At 62.5% G+C, this 19,734-nt stretch carries 20 protein-coding genes; 5 read left to right on the top strand and 15 right to left on the bottom strand.

The annotated features are described in order from the left end of the window. Positions 1-150, bottom strand: a 150-nt coding sequence (locus FJ039_10960; protein ID MBM4406675.1) for a xanthine dehydrogenase family protein subunit M, incomplete at its 3' end; no start/stop codon positions are given. 226 nt (positions 151-376) lie between these two features. Here FJ039_10960 and FJ039_10955 point away from each other — a divergent pair. Continuing rightward, positions 377-1,393, top strand: coding sequence for an LLM class flavin-dependent oxidoreductase (locus FJ039_10955; protein ID MBM4406674.1), 1,017 nt, complete (start codon positions 377-379; stop codon positions 1,391-1,393). Here the strand turns inward: FJ039_10955 and ruvX are convergent. Continuing rightward, entirely contained in the window at positions 1,377-1,862 is a 486-nt protein-coding gene (gene ruvX, locus FJ039_10950; protein ID MBM4406673.1) for a Holliday junction resolvase RuvX, read from the bottom strand. The genes FJ039_10955 and ruvX overlap by 17 nt on opposite strands. Between ruvX and FJ039_10945 the strand changes: the two genes are divergently transcribed. After that, positions 1,799-2,548, top strand: coding sequence for a DUF2889 domain-containing protein (locus FJ039_10945; GenBank protein MBM4406672.1), 750 nt, complete (start codon positions 1,799-1,801; stop codon positions 2,546-2,548). The genes ruvX and FJ039_10945 overlap by 64 nt on opposite strands. Positions 2,549-2,826: 278 nt before the next feature. Here FJ039_10945 and FJ039_10940 read toward each other — a convergent pair whose 3' ends face one another. The 4 genes from FJ039_10940 to FJ039_10925 all read right to left on the bottom strand — a co-directional run bounded on the left by FJ039_10940 (position 2,827) and on the right by FJ039_10925 (position 8,412). Next, the gene (locus FJ039_10940) at positions 2,827-3,075 is read right to left on the bottom strand and encodes a hypothetical protein (GenBank protein ID MBM4406671.1); all 249 of its coding nucleotides are present in this window, start codon (positions 3,073-3,075) and stop codon (positions 2,827-2,829) included. 265 nt (positions 3,076-3,340) lie between these two features. Further along, entirely contained in the window at positions 3,341-6,010 is a 2,670-nt protein-coding gene (gene alaS / locus FJ039_10935; protein MBM4406670.1) for an alanine--tRNA ligase, read from the bottom strand. Between the two features lie 105 nt (positions 6,011-6,115). Further along, the gene (locus FJ039_10930; protein ID MBM4406669.1) at positions 6,116-7,807 is read right to left on the bottom strand and encodes an amidohydrolase family protein; all 1,692 of its coding nucleotides are present in this window, start codon (positions 7,805-7,807) and stop codon (positions 6,116-6,118) included. A 77-nt stretch (positions 7,808-7,884) separates the two neighbouring features. Continuing rightward, entirely contained in the window at positions 7,885-8,412 is a 528-nt protein-coding gene (locus FJ039_10925; GenBank protein MBM4406668.1) for a transcriptional repressor, read from the bottom strand. 83 nt (positions 8,413-8,495) lie between these two features. Here FJ039_10925 and FJ039_10920 point away from each other — a divergent pair, with 83 nt between their 5' ends. Next, a complete protein-coding gene (locus FJ039_10920) occupies positions 8,496-8,885 on the top strand; it encodes a cupin domain-containing protein (protein MBM4406667.1) in 390 nt (129 codons plus the stop codon). A 63-nt stretch (positions 8,886-8,948) separates the two neighbouring features. Here FJ039_10920 and FJ039_10915 read toward each other — a convergent pair whose 3' ends face one another. Genes FJ039_10915 through FJ039_10900 form a run of 4 tightly spaced genes read right to left on the bottom strand, consistent with a single transcriptional unit; the run spans position 8,949 to position 11,911 of the window. Next, the gene (locus FJ039_10915) at positions 8,949-10,124 is read right to left on the bottom strand and encodes an acyl-CoA dehydrogenase (GenBank protein MBM4406666.1); all 1,176 of its coding nucleotides are present in this window, start codon (positions 10,122-10,124) and stop codon (positions 8,949-8,951) included. 33 nt (positions 10,125-10,157) lie between these two features. Then, the gene (locus FJ039_10910; protein MBM4406665.1) at positions 10,158-10,580 is read right to left on the bottom strand and encodes a hypothetical protein; all 423 of its coding nucleotides are present in this window, start codon (positions 10,578-10,580) and stop codon (positions 10,158-10,160) included. Positions 10,581-10,593: 13 nt separating this feature from the next. Then, positions 10,594-11,085 (bottom strand): MaoC family dehydratase, encoded by a 492-nt coding sequence (locus FJ039_10905; GenBank protein ID MBM4406664.1) that lies wholly within the window; start codon positions 11,083-11,085, stop codon positions 10,594-10,596. A 37-nt stretch (positions 11,086-11,122) separates the two neighbouring features. Beyond that, entirely contained in the window at positions 11,123-11,911 is a 789-nt protein-coding gene (locus tag FJ039_10900; protein MBM4406663.1) for an enoyl-CoA hydratase/isomerase family protein, read from the bottom strand. 143 nt (positions 11,912-12,054) lie between these two features. On the opposite strand from FJ039_10900, the gene FJ039_10895 reads away from it, so the two are divergent. Continuing rightward, positions 12,055-13,221: an acyl-CoA dehydrogenase gene (locus tag FJ039_10895; GenBank protein ID MBM4406662.1), complete on the top strand. Its 1,167-nt coding sequence runs from the start codon at positions 12,055-12,057 to the stop codon at positions 13,219-13,221. A gap of 230 nt (positions 13,222-13,451) precedes the next feature. Here FJ039_10895 and FJ039_10890 read toward each other — a convergent pair whose 3' ends face one another. From FJ039_10890 to FJ039_10870, 5 genes are all read right to left on the bottom strand, one after another. Next, positions 13,452-14,351 (bottom strand): ABC transporter permease, encoded by a 900-nt coding sequence (locus FJ039_10890; protein ID MBM4406661.1) that lies wholly within the window; start codon positions 14,349-14,351, stop codon positions 13,452-13,454. Next, positions 14,352-15,311 (bottom strand): ABC transporter permease, encoded by a 960-nt coding sequence (locus tag FJ039_10885; protein ID MBM4406660.1) that lies wholly within the window; start codon positions 15,309-15,311, stop codon positions 14,352-14,354. It lies immediately after the preceding gene. A gap of 111 nt (positions 15,312-15,422) precedes the next feature. Continuing rightward, on the bottom strand, positions 15,423-17,240 hold the full coding sequence (locus FJ039_10880; protein MBM4406659.1) for an ABC transporter substrate-binding protein: 1,818 nt from the start codon (positions 17,238-17,240) through the stop codon (positions 15,423-15,425). Between the two features lie 191 nt (positions 17,241-17,431). Next, positions 17,432-18,259 carry an enoyl-CoA hydratase/isomerase family protein gene (locus tag FJ039_10875; GenBank protein MBM4406658.1) on the bottom strand — a complete coding sequence of 276 codons (828 nt, stop codon included), beginning with the start codon at positions 18,257-18,259 and terminating at the stop codon, positions 17,432-17,434. Next, positions 18,234-19,172 carry an aldo/keto reductase gene (locus tag FJ039_10870; GenBank protein MBM4406657.1) on the bottom strand — a complete coding sequence of 313 codons (939 nt, stop codon included), beginning with the start codon at positions 19,170-19,172 and terminating at the stop codon, positions 18,234-18,236. The genes FJ039_10875 and FJ039_10870 overlap by 26 nt, the downstream gene beginning before the upstream one ends. 195 nt (positions 19,173-19,367) lie before the next feature. Between FJ039_10870 and FJ039_10865 the strand changes: the two genes are divergently transcribed. Beyond that, on the top strand, positions 19,368-19,734 hold a 367-nt coding region (locus tag FJ039_10865), incomplete at its 3' end, for a helix-turn-helix domain-containing protein (GenBank protein MBM4406656.1).

Raw genomic sequence — 19,734 nt, 5'->3', positions numbered from 1 at the left:
AACGACGCGGTCAACGATGTAGCGCTTCACTCGAAGCTGGACCAGGAGGTCGGTGCCGCCTGCGAGGGCGCGCGCCTTAGCTCCCTTTTCAGCCATGAGCTGGATCGCCTCGTTGAGCGTCTTCGGCGCTCGATATTCAAAGTCCTGCAGAGGCCACCCCCTAGAAAGGTTTGAGCGCCGAAACTTTACACTAACTCACTCCTGGGCGCAACCGTTTTATGTTACCCCCTATCAGCCACGCTTTCTCCGCGCCGAAAGCCGTGAGCCTTGGGCCATCAGACATGCGAAATTCGGTGGTACTCGTCTGTGTCACATGCTACGATGGGCGCCGCTTGCCTGAGTTCGTTCAAAGTCCGATCCCCAAGGAGCAGCAGCCGTGCGCTATGCCGTGCGATTTCAAGGTGAGACGCTGGAAGAAGTTACCGCCTGGGCCAAAAAGGTGGACGATGCGAAGTTCGATGTGCTCTGGTCGCAGGAGCTGCATACCTCCCCCTTTGTCTACCCCGCCGCGGTGGCCGGGTCCACCAAGCGCATCCACCTGGGCACGGGCATCGCCCTGGCCTTCGTTCGCAGCCCCATGTCCATGGCGCTGACGACCTTTGACCTGGACCGCCTGACAAACGGCCGCTTCATCCTGGGCCTGGGCACCGGCGTGAAGGGCTTGGTGCAGCGCTGGCACGGCAGCACCTACGGCACCCCCGCGCCGCACCTGAAGGAATGCATCCAGCTCATCCGCCTCATCATGGACAACGCGCCCCACGGCAAGCCCATCCAGTTCAAGAGTGAGTACTACGATGTGGATATCCGAGGCTTCTCCATCGAACACCGCATCGTCCGGCCGCGAGTGCCTATCTACGCCGCCGCCATCGGGCCCGGCATGTGCCGCGTTATAGGGGAGGTTGCCGATGGCGTCCTCGGCCAGATCATGGCCTCCATCAAGTGGGCCAAGGATGTGATGGAGCCGAACATCAGGATCGGCCTGGATCGCGCGGGGCGCAAGCGGGAAGAGGTCACCATCTCGCTGACGATCACGATGGCCTTGGGCAAGGACGTGAAGAAGGCCAGGCGCGACTTAGCCAAGACGGTGGCCTTCTACTGCACCGTGGCGACGTACCAAAAGCTCTTTGAGCACTACGGCTACGCGAAGGAGGCTGCGGCGGTCCGCGAGCAGTTCATCAAGCGCGGCGGACACGGCCCCTGGTGCTGGGACCTCATCTCAGACGAGATGGTGGACGCCTTCCACGTCTCCGGCTCCGCCGACAATGCCAGGAAACGGCTGAAAGAGTATGAGGGCATCGCGGATACCGTCATCTTCACGCCACCCAACTACTTCCTGACGGCGGAAGAGACGGCAGAGTACCAGAAGGAGATTCTGGCTACCTTTGCGAGGTAGGTCGTCGGCGCCCGCGAGCAGGCTGAATCGGCTCCGGGGGCGGGGCCGGACTGCGTGCTACGCCTCCTGCGTCCAGATAGCCCTGCAGCAGCACCATCGCCGCCATGGCGTCTATGTTAGCGCGGCGCTTCCGGGCTGAGAGGCCCGCTTCGCGCATGCGCCGCTCCGCCTCCACGGTGGTCAGCCGCTCATCAAAGGTCTCTATGGGAAGCGGCGTTGCCACGCGCAGCTCTCTGACAAAGGCCTCCACGAGTCTGGTCTGCTCGCTAGGTGCACCGCTCATGGAGATCGGCAAGCCGATCACAATGCGCTCGGCCTCATAGCGCTTCGCCAAGTCAATGACCTGCCGGATGTCCTCCTTCGCCCGGGCGCGGCGGATGACTGTGATGGGAGTGGCGAGGGAGCCTGTGGGATCGCTGGCGGCCACGCCGATGGTCTTGGTGCCGACATCTAGGGCCAGGATGCGCATACGGAGATTATAGCCCTGGTTGCGTTGACGCTTTTTCGCAGGCGTCCCTATACTGGACTGTTGGGCCGGCAGCGGCAAACGCGCCGGACCCGGAGGACGATGCTGTGGCACGCAAACTGATCCACACCCGCACGATCACCGTGAAGGTCTATGACGAGGGCGATGGAACGCTCTCGCTGGAAGGCCGCCTGGACGATGAGCAAGACCCCAACGAATCGGGGTACTTTGCCCAGGTGCGCAAGAAGGGCGGTTACCTGAAGCCCGGCACGATCCACGGGATGTCCGTGGCCTATCGCGTGGACGCTAAGACTTCGGAAATCGTCAAGTCCAACGGCGAGTTCGACGTGCGTCCCCACACCGGCTGCGGCAAGGTGCTGGAATGGCTGCCCAAGATGGAGGGCGTGAAGATCACCACCGGCTACACCCAGGCGCAGCGGGACCGCTTCGGCGGGCCGCTAGGCTGCGCGCACATGAACACGCTGATGCAGGTGATGGCGAACACGAAGAACGCCTCCGGGGCCTACTACATCCCCAAGGACCCGGATTCGGCCAAGGCGATGGTGAAGCGGCGCCTGTCCGAAGGCTACGTGAACCCGGCCATCAACTCATGCCACATGTGGACGCCGGACGGCCCCATCATGAGCGCCCTGAAGCAGGGCCGCACTTCGATGGACCACGATATTTAGGGGCACGGTAAGAGTAAGAGAATGCGACGCCCCTTAATACCATCTCACAGCTTCTCTATGAGAACCCGCTTTGCTCACACATACCGTGATAATTTAGTGTCCCGACTGCTAAGTGTCGTACAACTAAGGAAATAGCGCGTCACACTACCGACGTCACCCTGGGTCATCCGAGAGAAACCACATGATTACTACCTCTGACAAGATAAAAGCGCAAAAGCCACAGCAGCCCACACCAAAACAGCCCTCAGGGCCAAAGCCTTCCGACCCGAGCATTTCGGTCAAAGGCTCGTAAGCAGCCATACCAACATACAGGCCGCTTCTGCAAGAAAAAGCGCCGTAAGCCAGACGGCGGCCTGGCCCTTTTTGTTCACCAGTTGGATGTTTTGAGCAAGGTGGTTGCTTGCATAAAAGACAACCCACTCCTTGAACTTCGCTTTGGGAAGAGCCTGCCAACCACCAGCCTCGTCAGAAAAATGCCTAAGGTCAACGACCTTGAGTTCTCCTCTTACCTGGGAAACAGTACCCAACATTGCACCTAGAAAGCAAACGCAAACGCTGCAAAGAACCAGTTTGCCTGAAAATTGATCTCGGGGATAATCGCTTTTGCCACAATAGGCATCAGTCCAGTAAATGTTGCAACAAAGGCAACCAATCCCTAGATGCGACTTTCAATAGCGACTAAGCGTCTCAGCGCTTAGTCGTATGAGGGGCGGACGTAATCGTAAACCAGGTCAATCGATAGCCAATCAGAATCGGGCTGCAGTGAAGGTTCTTCTCCCGATGCCATCCCCGCTACCCCTTCTTCACCAGCTTCGCCACCAGCGCCAGTGCCTCGGCGAGCTTTTCCTTGTCTTTGCCGCCTGCCTGCGCCATCTCCGGGCGGCCGCCGCCGCCGCCGCCCGCCACCTTGGCCACTTCGCGGATGATGTTGCCTGCGTGGTGGCCCTTAGCCGTCAGGTCCGGCGTGACGAAGGCGACGAAGGCCGGCTTATCGTTCACGAGGGCGCCGAGGGTCACGATGCCGCTGCCGAGCTTGCTCTTGAGCCAATCGCCCATCTCGCGCAGCGATTCGGCGCTGGAGGCTGAGACCTGGGCCGTGAGCAGGGTCACGCCATCGACAGTCTGCGCCTGGGCGATGAGGGATTCCGCCTGGCGGCGGGCTAGCTCGCGTTCCATGGAGACGGCGCGCTTGCGCTCACGGTCGAGCTCTTCCAGCAGACCGCTGACCCGGGATGAGAGCTCGGCGGGGGACGACTTCAAGTGCTGGGCCAAGGCCTCTAAGAGGGCGTGCCGCTCGATGAGCGCGGTATCCGTATTGCGGCCGGTGACAGCTTCCACGCGCCGCGTCCCTGCGGCGATGCTCCCTTCGTTTTCGATGTGCAGAAGGCCGATCTCGCCGGTGGCGCTGACATGGGTGCCGCCGCACAGCTCGAAGCTGAAGACATCGCCATCGCCGCCGATGCGGCAGGTGCGCACCTGGTCGCCGTACTTATCGCCGAAGAAGGCCAGCGCGCCGTTTTCGATGGCCTCTTTGTAGGCCATGGTCTTATGGGCCACGGGCAGGTTGGCCAGTATCTTATCGTTCACCATCCGCTCGATATCCCGCAGGGCTGTGGTGCTGATGGATGAGGTGTGGGAGAAATCGAAGCGCAGGCGCTCGGGTGAGACAAGGGACCCGGCCTGGCGCACATGGGTACCCAGAACTTTGCGCAGGGCGGCATGCAGGAGGTGCGTGCCGGTGTGGTTGCGCATCACGTCGGCGCGGCGATCGGCGGTGACGGCGGCCCAGACGGCATCGCCCACGGCGATCTCGCCATCCTGCACTTCGCCCAGGTGGACGGTGAGCCCCTGCATGGGCGACTGCGTGCTGCTGACGACTATATGACCGGTATCGCTGCGGATATCGCCGGTATCGCCCACCTGGCCGCCGCCTTCGGCGTAGAAGGGCGTCTGGCGGAGGATGACCTCCACCTTTTCACCGCGCTTGGCGCGCTGGGCGGGCGCGCCGCCAACGATGAGCCCAAGGACGACGGTGTGCTCCTTGGTCTGGTCATAGCCGGTGAAGCGCGTCTGGCCTGCGCCGATGGCCTTATAGGTCTCCGGCGACGTCTTATCGCCAAGGCCGAACTTAGCGGCGGCGCGTCCGCGCTGGCGCTGGGCCTCCATCTCCTTCTCAAAGCCTGCGAGGTCAGCAGTGAAGCCCTGCTCGCGGGCGACATCTTGGGTGATGTCCGGCGGGAAGCCGAAGGTGTCATAGAGCTTAAAGACATCGGCGCCGGTGATGACCTTCGCGCCAGCCTTCTTCTGCCGTTCGACGATACCGCCAAGAAGGACAAGCCCCTCATCCAGCGTCTTCCCAAACTGCTCCTCCTCGTCTTCAATGATGGACATGATGAAGTCGCGCTGCTCTTTCAGTTCCGGGTACTGGTGAGCCATCCTGCCGATCACAGCCTCGGCCATCTTGGTAAGGAAGGGGCCCGTCACGCCGGCCTTGCGGGCGTAGCGCACCGCACGGCGGAGGATGCGGCGCAGGACGTAGCCGCGCCCCTCGTTGGAGGGGACGACGCCGTCGCCGATAAGAAAGGTGACGCTCCGCGAGTGCTCGGCCAGGACGCGCATGGCGTAGTCAACGGCCGCGTCCTTGCCATACTGCGTCCCGGTGAGCTCGCTCGCCTTGGCGATGAGGTAGTCGAAGGCGTCCGTCTGGTAGGCGGAGATGATACGCTTGCCCGTCTTGCGCTGCTGGGCGTGGAGGTCTTGGAGCACCATGGTGGTGCGCTCAAGGCCCATGCCGGTGTCTATGTTGGGCTTGGGGAGCGGCGTGCGACGACCATCGCGGTGGTGGTAGAACTGGGTAAAAACCAGGTTCCATATCTCGATAAATCGCTCGCCGCCCTCCGCAGGCGTGGCATCCTTGCCGAACTCTTCGCCGTAGTCGTAGTGCAGTTCGCTGCAGGGGCCGCAGGGGCCTTCTTCGCCCGCCGGGCCCCAGAAGTTCTGCTTATCGCCGTAGCGGAGGATGCGCTCCTTCGGCACGCCGATGGCCTGCCACAGCGCCTCCGCCTCATCGTCATCCTGATAGACGGTGATCCACAGGCGCTCCTTGGGCAGGTGCAGCACCTGGGCGCAGAACTCCCACGCCCAGGCGATGGACTCCTTCTTGAAGTAATCGCCGATGCTGAAATTGCCCAGCATCTCAAAGAGCGTCAGGTGTTTCGTATCGCCCACTTCGTCTATATCCGTGGTGCGGAAGCACTTCTGGACGGAGGCCAGGCGCGGGCTGGGCGGCGTGCGCTTCCCCTCAAAGTAGTCCTTGAACTGCACCATGCCGGCGCTGGTGAGGAGCAGCGTGGGATCGCCTGCGGGGATAAGGGGAGAAGAAGGAACGACGAGGTGCTTCTTGCTCGTGAAAAAGTCGAGGTAGGCCTTGCGGACTTCGTCAATCGTGTGCGGAGGTGTCATACGTTCCTGCGTTGCTTCTAGGGTAAAGCCATTCTAGCAAAAGAGAAGGGGCGACCCGTGGGCCGCCCCTTCTTCGCGGGAGAGCTTGCGCCCGCCCCCTGCGGCTCATTTCTTTGTATTTCTGATCGTCTTGCCCGAAAGGGCGCCGGTATGCTTGCCGCCCTGGAGGGTCACTTCGCCGTTGACCATGACGTATTCGATGCCCTTGGCATACTGCACCAAGCGCGTGAGCCCGCCGGGCAGGTCGTTCGTGAAGACGCGATCGCTGGCGTCCACAGTTTTGGGGTCGAAGATCGTGATATCGGCCCATTCGCCCTCTTTGATGTGGCCGCGGTCTTTGATGCCGGACTCTTCCGGCGTGATGGCCGATAGTTTCCGTACCGCCGTCTCCAGGGAGATGAGCTTTCGCTCACGGACCCAATAGCCTAGAAGGCGCGTGGCGAAGCCGGTGTTCACTTCGGTGATGAGGTGCGCGCCCGCATCGGTGAAGCCCGCGGCGACGTGGTCGTTGGCCAGGATCTCCATCATCGTCTCCGGGTTCGGGGAGCGGGAATCCAACAGGCGGAAGTGGGTGAGGAGGTTCTCATCCAGAGCGATGTCGAAGGCGCAATCCAGCGGGTCCTTGCCCATATCCTTCGCGATCTCCGTGACGAGCTTCATCTCGTACTTCTTGTACTTCCCGGTTGTCGAGCGCACAAGTATGATGCGGCCCCAGTTCGTCGCCAGGCCCTGCATCGTGTCGGTCTTCATCTCCTCGCGCAGCTTGGCGCGGTAGGCCGGATCCTTCATCAGGCGCTTCTTGGTCTCCACCGGCTCCAACGCCAGCCGTTGCCAGGTGTTCCACCGATCGAAGACGTTGGTGAAATCGAACTTGAACTCAAAGTCGTCGGTCTGGGTATGGCCCAGGGCGAAGAACGGGACGCCGTTGGCGTTGTAATCCTTGAGCATCTGCAGGTGCTTCTTATAGCCTTGGGGGTCACTGATGTTCTGGGAGATGGAGCTCCAGCAGACGGGGCGTCCGCTGCGTTTAGTCAGCTCCACGAGCCGGGCCATGCCCTCCGGGTTCGCGCGGCTGAAGTCGTTGCCGCCCGCCATCTCGACGAAGCCGATGGTGGTGCCCTTCATCTCTTCGCAAAGCGTCATGTACTCGTCCAGGGCGGCCACGCGGCTCGGCACGGGGTTGCCGTCGCCGTCCCAGTGCGTCGGCGAGCGCGAGGTGGAGAGGCCGAAGCCGCCTGCGCGGTAGGACTCGTCCAGCACCTTGCGCATCTTGGTGATCTCTTCCGGCTTGGCCGAGCGCTTGGACGAATCTTCGCCCATCACATAGCGTCGCACGGCCGTGTGGCCCACCTGGCCCATGGCGTTGACGGCGATGTGCCCGTCCAGCCGGTCCAGGTATTGCTTGAACGTCCCCCACGGCCAGGGAAGGGTCTTCTTGAGCAATTCAACGGGCATGCCCTCAACCCGAGCGAGGGTCTTGACCATCCACTCCTGGTCTCTTTCCTGGCAGGGCGCGATGCTGAAGCCGCAGTTGCCCATGATGACGGAGGTGACGCCGTGCCAGCTTGAAGAGGAGGCGATAGGATCCCAGAGCAGCTGCGCGTCATAGTGCGTGTGCGCGTCCCAGAAGCCTGGGGCGACGACGAGGCCATCGGCGTTTATCGTCTTCTTGGCGGAGTCAGTGATTTTGCCGGTGGCAACGATCTTGCCGCCTTTGATGCCCACGCTGCCGTGGTATGCCTTTTGGCCAGTGCCGTCAACCACTAAACCGTCTTTGATAATCGTATCGAGCGCCATCTTATCCCTCGATTCAAACTAGTCTGCGCGATGGGCGAATGATAGCACAGTGAAACAGCAAGGCAGGAAGGAGTCTGCTACGCCGGTTTGGAGACGGTGGCGCGGCCCGGCGCCTTCTGGCAGTCCTTGCACAAGCCGTAGAGGTCAAAGCGGTACTTGGAGAGGGCGAACCCGGATTGGGTCACGGCCTTGTTCACGTCAGCGGTCACGGGGTCGTGGATCAGGTCCTCGATCAGGCCGCAGGAAGAGCAGATGAGGTGCGTATGCGGGTAGGGGAAACGGCCGTCATACCGGGTGCTACCCTCCTTGAACTCCAGATAGAGCACTTCGCCCATAGAGCGCAGGGTCTCCATGGTCTTATACACGGTAGCCAGGCTCAGCGTAGGGAAGCGCCGCTTCAGCTGGTCATAGAGGTCTTCGGCGCTGGGATGCCTGTCCGTGGTCAGAAGCAGGCGCAGCACTTCCAGCCGCTGCGGCGTGACGCGGAAGCCCTCCGCGCGCAGGCGCTCAACCAGCTTGGCTATCCGCTCTTCTGTCTCAGGCGCGATCTTCTGTGCCACTCGAGCACCTATCTCTTTCCAGCCCCCGCTTGACAGTGGGTGCATATACAGTATAATCGAAACCAATAGATAATAGTTATCCACAAGAAATTATTATCTATAATGTTAATACAACAGAGGAGCATCCGATGGCCGGATATGTAGTCAATATCGAAAAAGCGACGATGGCGAACGTGAATTTCCGCAAGGTCCTCTTCACGGCCAAGCACAGCCAGCTGGTAGTGATGAGCCTGAAGGCCGGCGAGGAGATCGGCATGGAGGTCCACACCAACCTCGATCAGTTCATCCGAGTGGAAGAGGGTGAAGGCAAGGCGATCCTGAACGGCAAAGCGCACATCCTGAAGAGCGATTGGGCGGCGGTCATCCCGGCCGGAACCAAGCACAACATCGTGAACACATCCAAGACGAAAAAGCTGAAGCTCTACACCATCTACTCGCCGCCGCAGCACCCGCACGGCACCATCCACAAGACCAAAGCCGAGGCTGATGCCGCAGAGGCTGCTGAGCACGCGCACTAGACCCGCCTGACCGCCTTACGCGAAAGCGCTCCGGCGAAGGCCGGGGCGCTTTTTGTTGCGCGCCTAGCCCCTGGGCAGGCCTAGGCCGCGCGTCGCAATGACGGTGCGGTTGATCTCGTTCGCGCCGCCAGCCACAGGGGGGATCAGCGAGGCCTCGTAGGCGCGAGCCATATCGCCGACGACGTCGCCCACAACGTGGTGCTTTGACCCGTGGCGCAGCTCGCCAAAGTGGCTGGCCAGCTGGTAGTTCGTCTGGGCCAGGCGTATCTGGAGCTCGGTGCCGAAGACCTTGCTGATGGAGGCCTCCACGTTCGCCACGCCCTTGCGCCGCTCGATGTCCAGCACCCGCAGGCTGAAGACGTGCTGTACCTGCGTCTCGATTTCACGCTCCGCCACGCGGTGGCGCAGGACCTTCCAGTAGGGCGTCCCCTTGATGGAGTCGGGGGCGCTGTGGGCCAGGGCGCGCAGGCGGTCCATGGAGCGTTTGATGGGGCCGAAAGGGAAGAGGTGCGAGCGCTCGTGGTCCAGCGCCTCAGCCACGTAGTACCAGCCCTTGTTCTCCTGGCCCACCAGGGCCGAGCGCGGCACCCGGACGTTATCCAGGTAGACGACGTTGTTCCGCATATCGCCGATCTTATAGATAGGCTCGATCCGGATGCCGGGGACGTTCATGGGAAAGAGGAAGAGGCTGATGCCCTTGTGCTTCGGGGCCTTCTGGTCCGTGCGGACCACGAGCCAGAAGTAATCGGCGAAGTGCGCGGCACTCGTCCACAGCTTCTGCCCGTTGATGATGTAATCGTCGCCCTTCAGCTCGGCGCGCGTCTCCACGCCCGCTAGATCGCTCCCCGCGTTCGGCTCCGAATAGCCGATGGCGAACTCGATATCGGCGGCGATGATGCGCGGCAGGATGTCCCGCTTCATCTCCTCGCCGGCGTGGTGCATCAGCGTGGTGCCGATGGTTCCCACACCGCCGCCCGTGTGCGGCGCGAGGGCCGCCGAGAGCTCATCCGTCAGGATGTACTGGTAGATGCTCGGCCTTCCCTGGCCGCCGTACTCCTTGGGCCATGAGATGCCGATCCATCCCTTCTTGGACATCAGCTTCGCGAAGCGGCGCTTCTCCGGCGTGCTCCACAGGCCGCCGCCTTCGCCCTTGGTCATCTCAACCGTGAGGTTCTCTTTGATGAACCGGCGCACTTCCTGGCGGAAGGCCTCTTCTTCTGCGGTGAATCGAAAGTCCATCTGGGTATTCCTTACGTCCTGGTTCCCGTGTTCCTACTGGAACAGGACAACCGTGGCGGAGCCGGGGCAGAGCTTCTGGCCGGTCTGATTCTCCGTCCACAGCTCCAGGTCCACCAGCCGTTCACCGCCCTGCTCATACTTCTTGAGCACCTTGCCCTTGGCGGTGAGCGTATCGCCCTTGAAGTTCATGCCGCGCAGCTCACAGCGGAACTTCTTGATCCAGCAATCGTCGCCCACCCACTGGCGCAGGAGGTTGTGCAGATAGGCCACCTGGAGGTTGCCCATGCCGAAGGCCCCCTTCTGGCCGACCTTTTTGCCCGCCTCATCGTCCATGTGCAGCTGAACGAATTCGTCGTTCACGGCGGCGTAGCGGTTCCAGTGCATGAAATCGGTGGTGCGCTGGAAGGTGGGCAGCTCCTGCCCTTCAGTGACGGACGCAAAGGTGACGTGTGCCATGGGTTCGCCTCTGTTAATAGAAGATAAGCGTCGTCTTGCTGCGCTTTACCAGCTCGCCCCGCTGGTTCGTCAAATCGGTCTGGGTGACCTGGAACATCATCAAGCCCATGCGGCCCTCGCGCTCAAAGACCTCGGCCAGCTTGCTCTTGGAGGAGATCACGTCGCCGGGGCGCATGGGGGCGAAGTATTCGAACTCAGAGCCGCCGTTCAGGATGCGCGTGCCGGGCTGGCCCGTGCCTGCGGCGGAGAGGCGCTGCTTGGGACGCTCGGCCGGCCAGGTGAAGACGTTCATCTCCTGGGGAGCGATGATGCCCTTCCAGCGCGTCTTCTTTGCGTGCTCGGCGTCCCAGAAGATGCGCGGCGGCTGCTCCGGCCAGTAGACGGCGATGGCCCACTTGCGGATATCGCTCTCATCTATGGGCGCGGCCGTCTGTCCCGGCACTTCCACGCCGATGCGCGCCTTGATCTCGGGCGTGATATAGGTCTTCGGCTTCTCCTGCGTCATCGTGCCTCCAGAAAGACGGGCGATCACTTGATCGCCCCTACTCTTCGCTCCATTTGGGTTTGCGCTTTTCGGCAAAGGCCTTGGGGCCTTCGATGCTGTCCGGGTGGCCCATATAGGCGCGCATGATGGCCTGGCCGTTGGCAAAGGCGTCCGTCAGATTGCGGTCCAGGCAGTCCCACATGATCTTCTTCACCTGCCGCACCGCCGTGGGCGAGTTGGCGGCGATCATCGCCGCGACCTCCCGGGAACGGGTCATCAGCTGGGCCGCGGGGACTACCTCGGTGACGATGCCCATCTCCTTGGCCTGCTGGGCAGAGAGGCGCTCGGCGCCCCCCACGAGCATCATGCGCATGAGCGATTGGAAGGAGACGTACTTGGACCAGGTGATGGGCGCATAGACGGCCAGCTGCCCGATGGAGACTCCCGGGTTGGAGAAGGTCGCGTTCGTGGAGGCGATGGCGATATCGCAATCAGAGACGAACATCTGCCCGCCGCCGACGCAGATGCCGTTCACCGCAGCGATGACGGGCTTAGTGACTGCTGCCTGGCGCGGGGTCATCAGCGATTTGCGGGGCTGCGCCGGCGCCTTGCCCCATGTGGGCGAGGCGGCGGCCTCTTTAAGGTCCATGCCGGAGCAGAAGGCCCGCTCCCCGGAGCCGGTGAAGATGATGCAGCGCACCTTCTTATCGTGCTCCAGGTCGCTCCAGATGCGCGGCAGGTCCTCGTTGATCATCTTTTGCGTCACGGAGTTGAGGCGATCGGGACGGTTGAGGGTGATGGTGGCGACGCCCTCGCCCTTTTCAACGACGATCTCTTCCAGAGACATGCGCGCGCTCCTGCGGCAGATGACGTGCGGCACGCCCAACGATAGCGAGGCTCTTTCCCCAAGTCAATCAATGCGTAACGGGATGCGCCGTTGACCTTTGATCCTTGCTCCCTGCTCCCTATCCCTCCTATACTCCCTCCGCTATGGACTTCCGACTCACGTCTGACCAAGAGGCCTTTGTGGGCGACGTGCGCCGCTTCCTGGACGCGGAGCTGACGCCTGAGGCAGTGGAAGAAGTGGCGAGCGAAGAGCGTATGGGGCCCAACGCCAAGGCCGTCCTCCTCAAGATGGCCCAGCGCGGCTGGCTCTCCCTCCACTGGCCCAAGGACTATCACGGCGGCGGGCGGACGGCCATGGAACGCTTCCTGCTCACGGATGAGCTGGCCTATCGCGGCGCGCCGGGTGCCGCCAACTCCAACACCGGCGGGCGCATCGTGGCGCCCACCCTCACCATGTTCGGCACCCGCGAACAGTGCGACCGCTTCCTGCCGCCCATCGCCCGGGGCGAGATAGACTTCGCCCTGGGCTACACGGAACCGAACGCAGGGAGCGACCTCGCCAACCTACAGATGCGGGCCGACTTGGACGGCGATGCCTACGTAGTCACCGGCACCAAGTTCTTCAACACGGCCTGCCACTACGCCGAATACCACTGGCTGGCCGTGCGCACGGACCAGAGCGCGCCCAAGCACAAAGGCATCTCGCTCATGATGGTGGACCTGAAAAGCCCGGGCATCGAGATCAGGCCCATCTGGACCATGGCGGGCGACCGCACCAACGCTGTCTCCTATGACCGCGTGCGCGTCCCCAGGGGCAACGTCGTCGGCGAGCCGGGGCAGGGCTTCTACTACATGGCAAAGGCGCTGGAGTTCGAGCGCATGTTCGTCTCCGGCGACCTGCGCCGCTACTTCGAGCAGCTGCTCGCCGCGCTGAAGCAGGAGCGCGCCAAGGGCCGCGACCGCCTCAGCGACCCCCTGGTGCGGCACTCCCTCGCCCAGCTCGCCGTCGAGATGCAGATCGTGCGGCTCTTCACCTATCGCGTCGCCTGGGCACTCACCGTGGGCCGATCGCCTGGCCGCGAATCGTCCATCGTCAAGCTCTTCAAGACAGACCTGGCGCAAAAGATGGCCCGTGCAGGCATCCATGCCCTCGGCCTCCACGGCCAGCTGGAGCCGGAGGCGCCCCACGCGCCGATGCGCGGGCGGGCAGAGCGCTACTACCTCCAATCGGTGAGCGCCTCCATCACCGGCGGCAGCAGCGAAGTCCAGCGCAACGTCATCGCCCAGCGCGGCCTGGGATTGCCCAGATAGAAGCGGCGGAGCGTTACAGCCCCGAGCAGTCTTTCCGGCGAGCTATAGCAGGGGGTAAGGGGTAGAGGGACGCTGGCCTCTGTCCACACGTGTCACGGATGTCACAGGTTTTTCCGTATTGCTACACTCTCTATCTGTCCCTGCGCGATTAACTAGAGTGGGAAAAAACACATGACACGTGTGACAGGCATGACACCGGGCTCCTTATGCAACCCTGCCCGGATCCTGCGCTAGCGCCCCCGCCCGCGGAGCTTGGGGTCAAGGATATCGCGTAGGGCATCGCCCAGCAGGTTGAAGCCGAGGACGGCGATGCTCAAAAAGACGCCGGGGAAGAGCCCCACCCAGTAGGCCGTTTCGATATTGTTGCGCCCCTCTTGGCTCAGCATGCCGCCCCAGGATGGGTGCGGCGGCGGCGTGCCTAGGCCAAGGAAGCTCAGGGAGGCCTCCAGCAATATCGCCTGCCCAATCTGGATGGACATCACCACAAGGATGGGCGCAAAGACGTTCGGCAAGATGTGTACGAACATGATGCGCTTGTCCGAGGAGCCGATGGCGCGGGCGGCATCCACATAGATGTTCTGCTTGGCGGAGAGGACCGAGCCGCGGACGACGCGAGAGGCCAGCGGCAGGATGACCACGGCGATGGTGATGACAAGGTTGCGGTTGCTGGGGCCGAGGATCGAGACGATGGCGAGGGCGAGGATCATGGATGGAAAGGCCATCAGCGTATCAATGAGGCGCTGCAGCACCGAGTCCACCATGCCGCCGAAGTAGCCGCTCACCAGGCCCACCAGCGCTCCAAGCGTTGTGCCCAAGAGCACCGAAAGGATGCCGATGGTGAGGGAGACGCGCCCGCCGTGCAGGACCCGGCTCAGCACGTCGCGGCCCGTGCCGTCCGTGCCGAAGAGGTGGCTCCATGAAGGTCCATCGAAGGACGGGCCCACGAGCGTCTTGAGCGGCGGAAAGGGGCTCACCCATGGGGCCAGGGCCGTCGCCAGGATGAGCGCGATCAGCAGGACGGCGGCCACCGCGCCGATGGGCTTGCGTTTCGCGAAGCCGATGGTGCCGGCATAGCTCCATCGCCGGAGCTTGGGCCCAAAGCCGGCCGCGGCTATCGGCTGGGCGCTCATCTACGATTTCCCCAGGCGGATGCGCGGGTCCAGCCACGCATACGAGATGTCCACCAGCAGGTTCATGAAGATCATCACCGCGCCAATGAGCACAACGTTCACCTGGACCTGCGTGTAGTCGCGGTGGATGATCGAATCGAGCGTCAGGCGTCCCATCCCCGGCAGGCCGAAGATCAGCTCCACCACCACCGCGCCGCCCAGCAGGTGGCCGATCTGCGAGCCTACCACCGTCACCACTGGGATAAAGGCGTTCTTGAGCGCATGGCGGGTGATGACCACGCGCTCCTGCAGGCCCTTGGCCCAGGCCGTGCGGATATAGTCCTCCCGCAGAACCTCCAGCATCGCCGAGCGCGTCATACGCATCGTGGAGGCGGAAAGGCTGAAGCCCAGGATGATGGACGGGATGAGGAATTGAAGGAGATTGTGGCGAGGGTCCCTATTGAAGGGCACGTAATCGAAGGGCGGCGACCAATGGAACCAGATAGAGAGAAAGACGAGAGTCATGGTGGCTATCCAAAACTGAGGAACCGCCAAGCCCATGATGCTCACAAAGCGTCCCAGGTAATCGAGCGGCGTGTCCTGCCTGATAGCCGAAAGGATGCCGATGGGCACCGCGACGGCCAGGGCGATGACCATGGCGAAGATGGTCAGCTCAAGGGAGACGGGGAAGGTGCGCGCGATCTCGCCGGCCACGGGCTTGCCCGTCCAGAACGAGGTCCCCATATCGCCGGTGAAAACGCCGCGGATCCACGTGAAATACTGGGTGACGAAGGGTTCATCCAGCCCCAGCTCTTCGCGGATGCGCTGCTCGTCGGCCTTCGTGACCACGCCGCCGCCTTCGGCCACGCGCGCCACCACCGCATCGCCGGGGATGACCCGCACCAGGGCGAAGATCGCGATGGAGAGCAGCACCAGCGCGGGGATCGCCAGCAAGAGCCGCCGGACGAGGAATTGACCCATCCTTCGTTCGCTCCTCCTGCAAGGTCAGGCTTCGGCCCGCCTCGGTAGAGAAAAATCCCCGCGCCTGGAGCCAGGCGCGGGGATGCTGTCCGTCCTAGCGGGCGATCACCCTTACTCGAGCCAGAAGTACTCGATGTTGTTCGCCACCATCTGGGCGTTGTTCATCGGCAGGCTGAAGGCGTAATTGTGCAGCTTAGGGCTGAAGTAGTTGATGCGCTTCACCCTAGGGAACGGGATGCGGTAGACGTTGTCCACCTCCCGCTGCCAGACCTGCGTGAGGATCTGCTTGCGCTTGGCCGGGTCCACCTCAACGCGCTGAGCCTCCAGTAGCTTATCCAGCTCGGGGTCGTTGATGAAGCCGAAGTTGCCGCTCCCCTTGCTGTGCATGTTGACGTAGGTGAAGCCGTCTATGGAATTGGCGGAGAGAACAAAGCCCAATGCCGCTTGCTCGTAGGTCTTGCCTCGGTAGGTGGCATTGAAGGCCGTGCTGTCCTGGTTGATCAGCTCCACCTTCACGCCGATGGTGTTCCAGTTATCAAGGATCACCGGCAGGTACCGCACCAGCTCCGTATAGGCGAAGTGATTGGCCTTGAAAGAGAAGCCGGATGCGAGGCCGGCCTGGCTCAGGAGTTGCTTGGCCTGGTTCACGTCATACTTGTACCAAGGCATCTTGTCCAGGCCGGGCTTGTCCGCGAAGAGCTCGTCCCAGGGGATCGGCGCGATGATGCTGGCCGACTCCTCCAGCACGCTCTTGATGATCCCTTCCCGGTTGATGGCAAGGGAGAGGGCGCGCCGGAAGCGGATGTCGTTGAAGGGGGCCTTGTCTAGACGCATGAAGAGGTTGTAGAGGCCTAGGTTATTGTCCGCCACCTCAAACATCGTCTCCGGGTTGGACTGGCGCAGGGAGTTCATCTCCGCCACGGAGAGGATGTCCGTGCCGCCGGTCTTATGAATAGCGCCGGAACGGTAAGCGGCGCGGATGGCCTGACGATCGGCGATGTTGATGAACTCGGCGCCGTCCAGGAAAGGCGCACCGGGGATGAAGTAGTCCGGGTTGCGCGTGTAGATGATCTTCTCTTTGCCCTGGGCCTCCTTCATTACGAAGGGCCCGGTCCCGATGGCGACGTTACGGAAGTTTCCATCGCGGTCGCCCACTTCCTTGGGGACGACATAGGCGTATGAGCCGGCGGGGCCTTCTGCGACGAAATCGGCGTACGGGCTCTTCAGCGTGAGGACGACCGTGTACTTATCCGGCGCCTCTATCTTGTCAACAAAGGCGAAGGTGGAGGCATTCGCGCCGCCCGCGACGAAGCGCGTGTAGGTATACACGATGTCGGCGGAAGTGAACTCCCTGCCGTTTACAGGCGCGGCGTTGTGCCACTTCACGCCCTGGCGCAACCGGAAGGTGTACGTCTTTCCGTCCGCGGAGATGCTCCAGGATTGGGCCAACTGCGGGCCCACCTCGCACGAGAAGGCGTTGGGGACGGTCATCTCCAGGGTGCCCTTGCAAACCAGTAGCTTGCTATAGACCGGCGCGGTGGCCGTGACCGTGGCCGACGCGCCGACCTCGGTCACGTCAAAGTGGGGCCACACAAGGCTGTTGGCATGCTTAAAGACGCCGCCCCGGCGTGGCGTCAGCGAGAAGTTCGGCTTGTTGGACGGATATTCAAGGCCGGCGATCTTGGTGGCATCAACCCGGAAGACACCAAAGACCGGCTGGGGCGTGGCCGTGGGCGGAACCGGCGTCGCCGTCGGCGCGGGAGCGGACGTCGGCGTAGCAGCGGGCGCCTGGGTCGGCCTGGGAGCCGTCGTTGGCGTAGCCGTCGGCTCTTCATCGTCGCCGCCGCATGCTGTGACCACCAAGGCCACGGTGACGGCTAGAGCGACGATTTTGAAGAGTCCTACGAACGTGAAGCGTCGTCCATTCATAGCTGACCTCCTTCGCCAGTTCAGAGATACTGGACATCCAGTGGCACGAGAATCGCCACTAAGTCGCATAGGGTATACCAAGCGGGATGCGGAGACAATCCCTTTGAGCGTAACCGCATTCACCGTAAGCTCGCGATGTATGCCGCGCTAGGCTTCGCCCATCCCCAGCGAGGCAATGATGCCTCACGCGGCTACTTCCCTTGGAACTTAGGCTTTCTTCGCTCCAAAAAGGCCTGCCTCGCCTCTTTGGAGTCCTCGGAGAAGTAGCAGTTCTGGTAAGCCAGCCGCTCAAAGATCAGGTAATCGTCCAGCGTCTGCTCGTGGCTGAGGGTGATCGCCCGCTTGGTCTGCCGCAGGCCCAGCGGCGGCCCCTCCGCCATGGCGCGCGCCATGGCCATCGCCTCCTGCATCAGCTGGGCCTGCGGCGTCACCTTCAGCGCCAAGCCGATCCGCGCCGCCTCTTCCCCTTCCATGATGCGATTCGTCGCGTAGAGCTCAAAGGCGCGCTGGGTGCCGATGAGCCTCGGCAGCAGCCATCCAAGACCGTCCATCATCGCCATCCCCAGAGGCGCGTGGCCCACGCGGAATCGCGCCTGCTCCGAAGCGATGACCACATCGCCCCCCACGGCGATGGCAAAGCCGCCGCCGACGGCGACGCCGTTCACCGCCGTGATGACGGGCTTGGCGATGTTCTTCATGAGCCACGAGGTGGAGCCGCGCGGGTCTATGTTCCGCTGGCGTATCTCCTCTAAAGGAATAGCGCCGCCGCTTGTAGACTCCCGCTGGTCCGCCCCTGCGCAAAAGGCTTCGCCCGCCCCGGTGATGACCAGAACGCGCACCTCCGCATCGTCGTTCACAGAGGTGAGCACCTCCTTCACCTCGCGGCGCATCGCCGAATTGAGGGCGTTCAGGCGCTCCGGCCTGTTCAGGGTCAGCAGACCGATGCCGTCCCGGCGGTCATAGGTGATGGTCTCGTACGTCACGGTGTCTTCCTCAGGCGAGAGGTGCCAGCGCGTCAATCGTCTTCAGCTCTTCCGCCGTCAGCTTCCATTCGAGCCCCTTGGCATTTGCCACGACCTGCTCCGGCCTCGTCGCCCCGGCGATGATGCTCGGGACAGCCGGGTTTGCTGCCAGCCATGCGATCGCCAGCTCGCCGATGGTGCGCCCACGCTCCTTCGCGAATCCTTCAAGCCCCTGCACGATCTTGAAATTCCTATCGGAAAGGTTGTAGGTGGCCCACTTGGATGTCTCCATCCGAGATCCCGGCGGAGGCGGCTGGCCCTGCTTGTACTTCCCCGTCAGCATGCCGGAGGCCAGCGGGAAGAAGGGGATTAGACCCGTGCCGGAGCGCTTGCAGAAGGGCACCACGTCCGGCTCAGCCTCCCGTCTCAAGAGGTTGTAGTGATTCTGAACGCAGGCGAAGGCATGGAGATGGTGATGCTTTGATGTCTCCAGCGCATTCGCCAGCTGCCATGCCGCAAAGTTGGAACAGCCGATGTACCGCACTTCGCCTTGCCGCACCAGGTCGTCCAGCCCCCGCAGCGTCTCTTCGATGGGCGTCTCCGCGTCATATGTATGCAAGTAATAGAGGTCAATATAGTCCGTGCCTAACCGCTTCAAGCTATCGTGCGCCATCTGCATCAGATGCAGGCGGGAGCCGCCTTTGGTGTTCACTCCCTGGCCGCCTAACAGGCCGAACTTGGTCGCGATGAACGCCTGCTCGCGCCTGCCCTTCACCGCCTTCCCGATGAACTCTTCCGACCTGCCGCCGCCATAGCCGTTGGCAGTGTCAATGTGATTGATGCCGATATCCAAGGCCTGGTGGATAATCTTGGCCGATTCGTCATAGTCGCACCGCATGCCGAAGTTGTTGCACCCCAGGCCCAACAGGGAGACCTTCGCGCCGGTCTTGCCAAGCCTTCGATATTCCATAGCACTACCCCTACAAGGAGTCTCCGGAAGCGCCGCTATCATACCGCAGATGCGATAGCGCCTCCGTTTGGGGCCTCAATCCACCTCTCAGGCACCCCATCACTAAAGAGAAGGTAACACCCGTGCGTTATAGAAAGTTGCACGCCGATCTCTGATCGAGTTCAGATACATGCGTGACACTAGACTGGTGTCACTATGCAGATCAAAAGCAGGTTGGTTCCGGGGAGTCGGCGGTTGGCGGCGATCGGGGTGCTGTCTCGGGCGGCACAGGTGCGGCTCAGATGGCTGTACTACTATGAAGAGCATGGTCGGAACGCGGCCCTGACCTGCCGGCATTTCGGCATCAGCCGGCAGACCTTCTACCGGTGGAAGAGCCGCTTCGACCCGAGGCGCATCACCTCCCTCGAGGAGCGTTCCCGCAGGCCCAGGCAGGTGCGTCAGCCGACCTGGAGCCAATCGCTGAGCCGCGCCGAACCCGCAGTACTGGGGCCTGAACGTGAACTTCACCGGCACGGTGACAGACGTCGGCACCCTCGATACCCACACCTTCGCCTGGGACTTC

It is taken from the genome of Chloroflexota bacterium (assembly GCA_016875535.1).
Classification (GTDB): domain Bacteria; phylum Chloroflexota; class Dehalococcoidia; order SHYB01; family SHYB01; genus VGPF01.
Note: the sequence above shows the minus strand (reverse complement) of the source record. Positions and strands in the feature narration are given on the sequence as shown.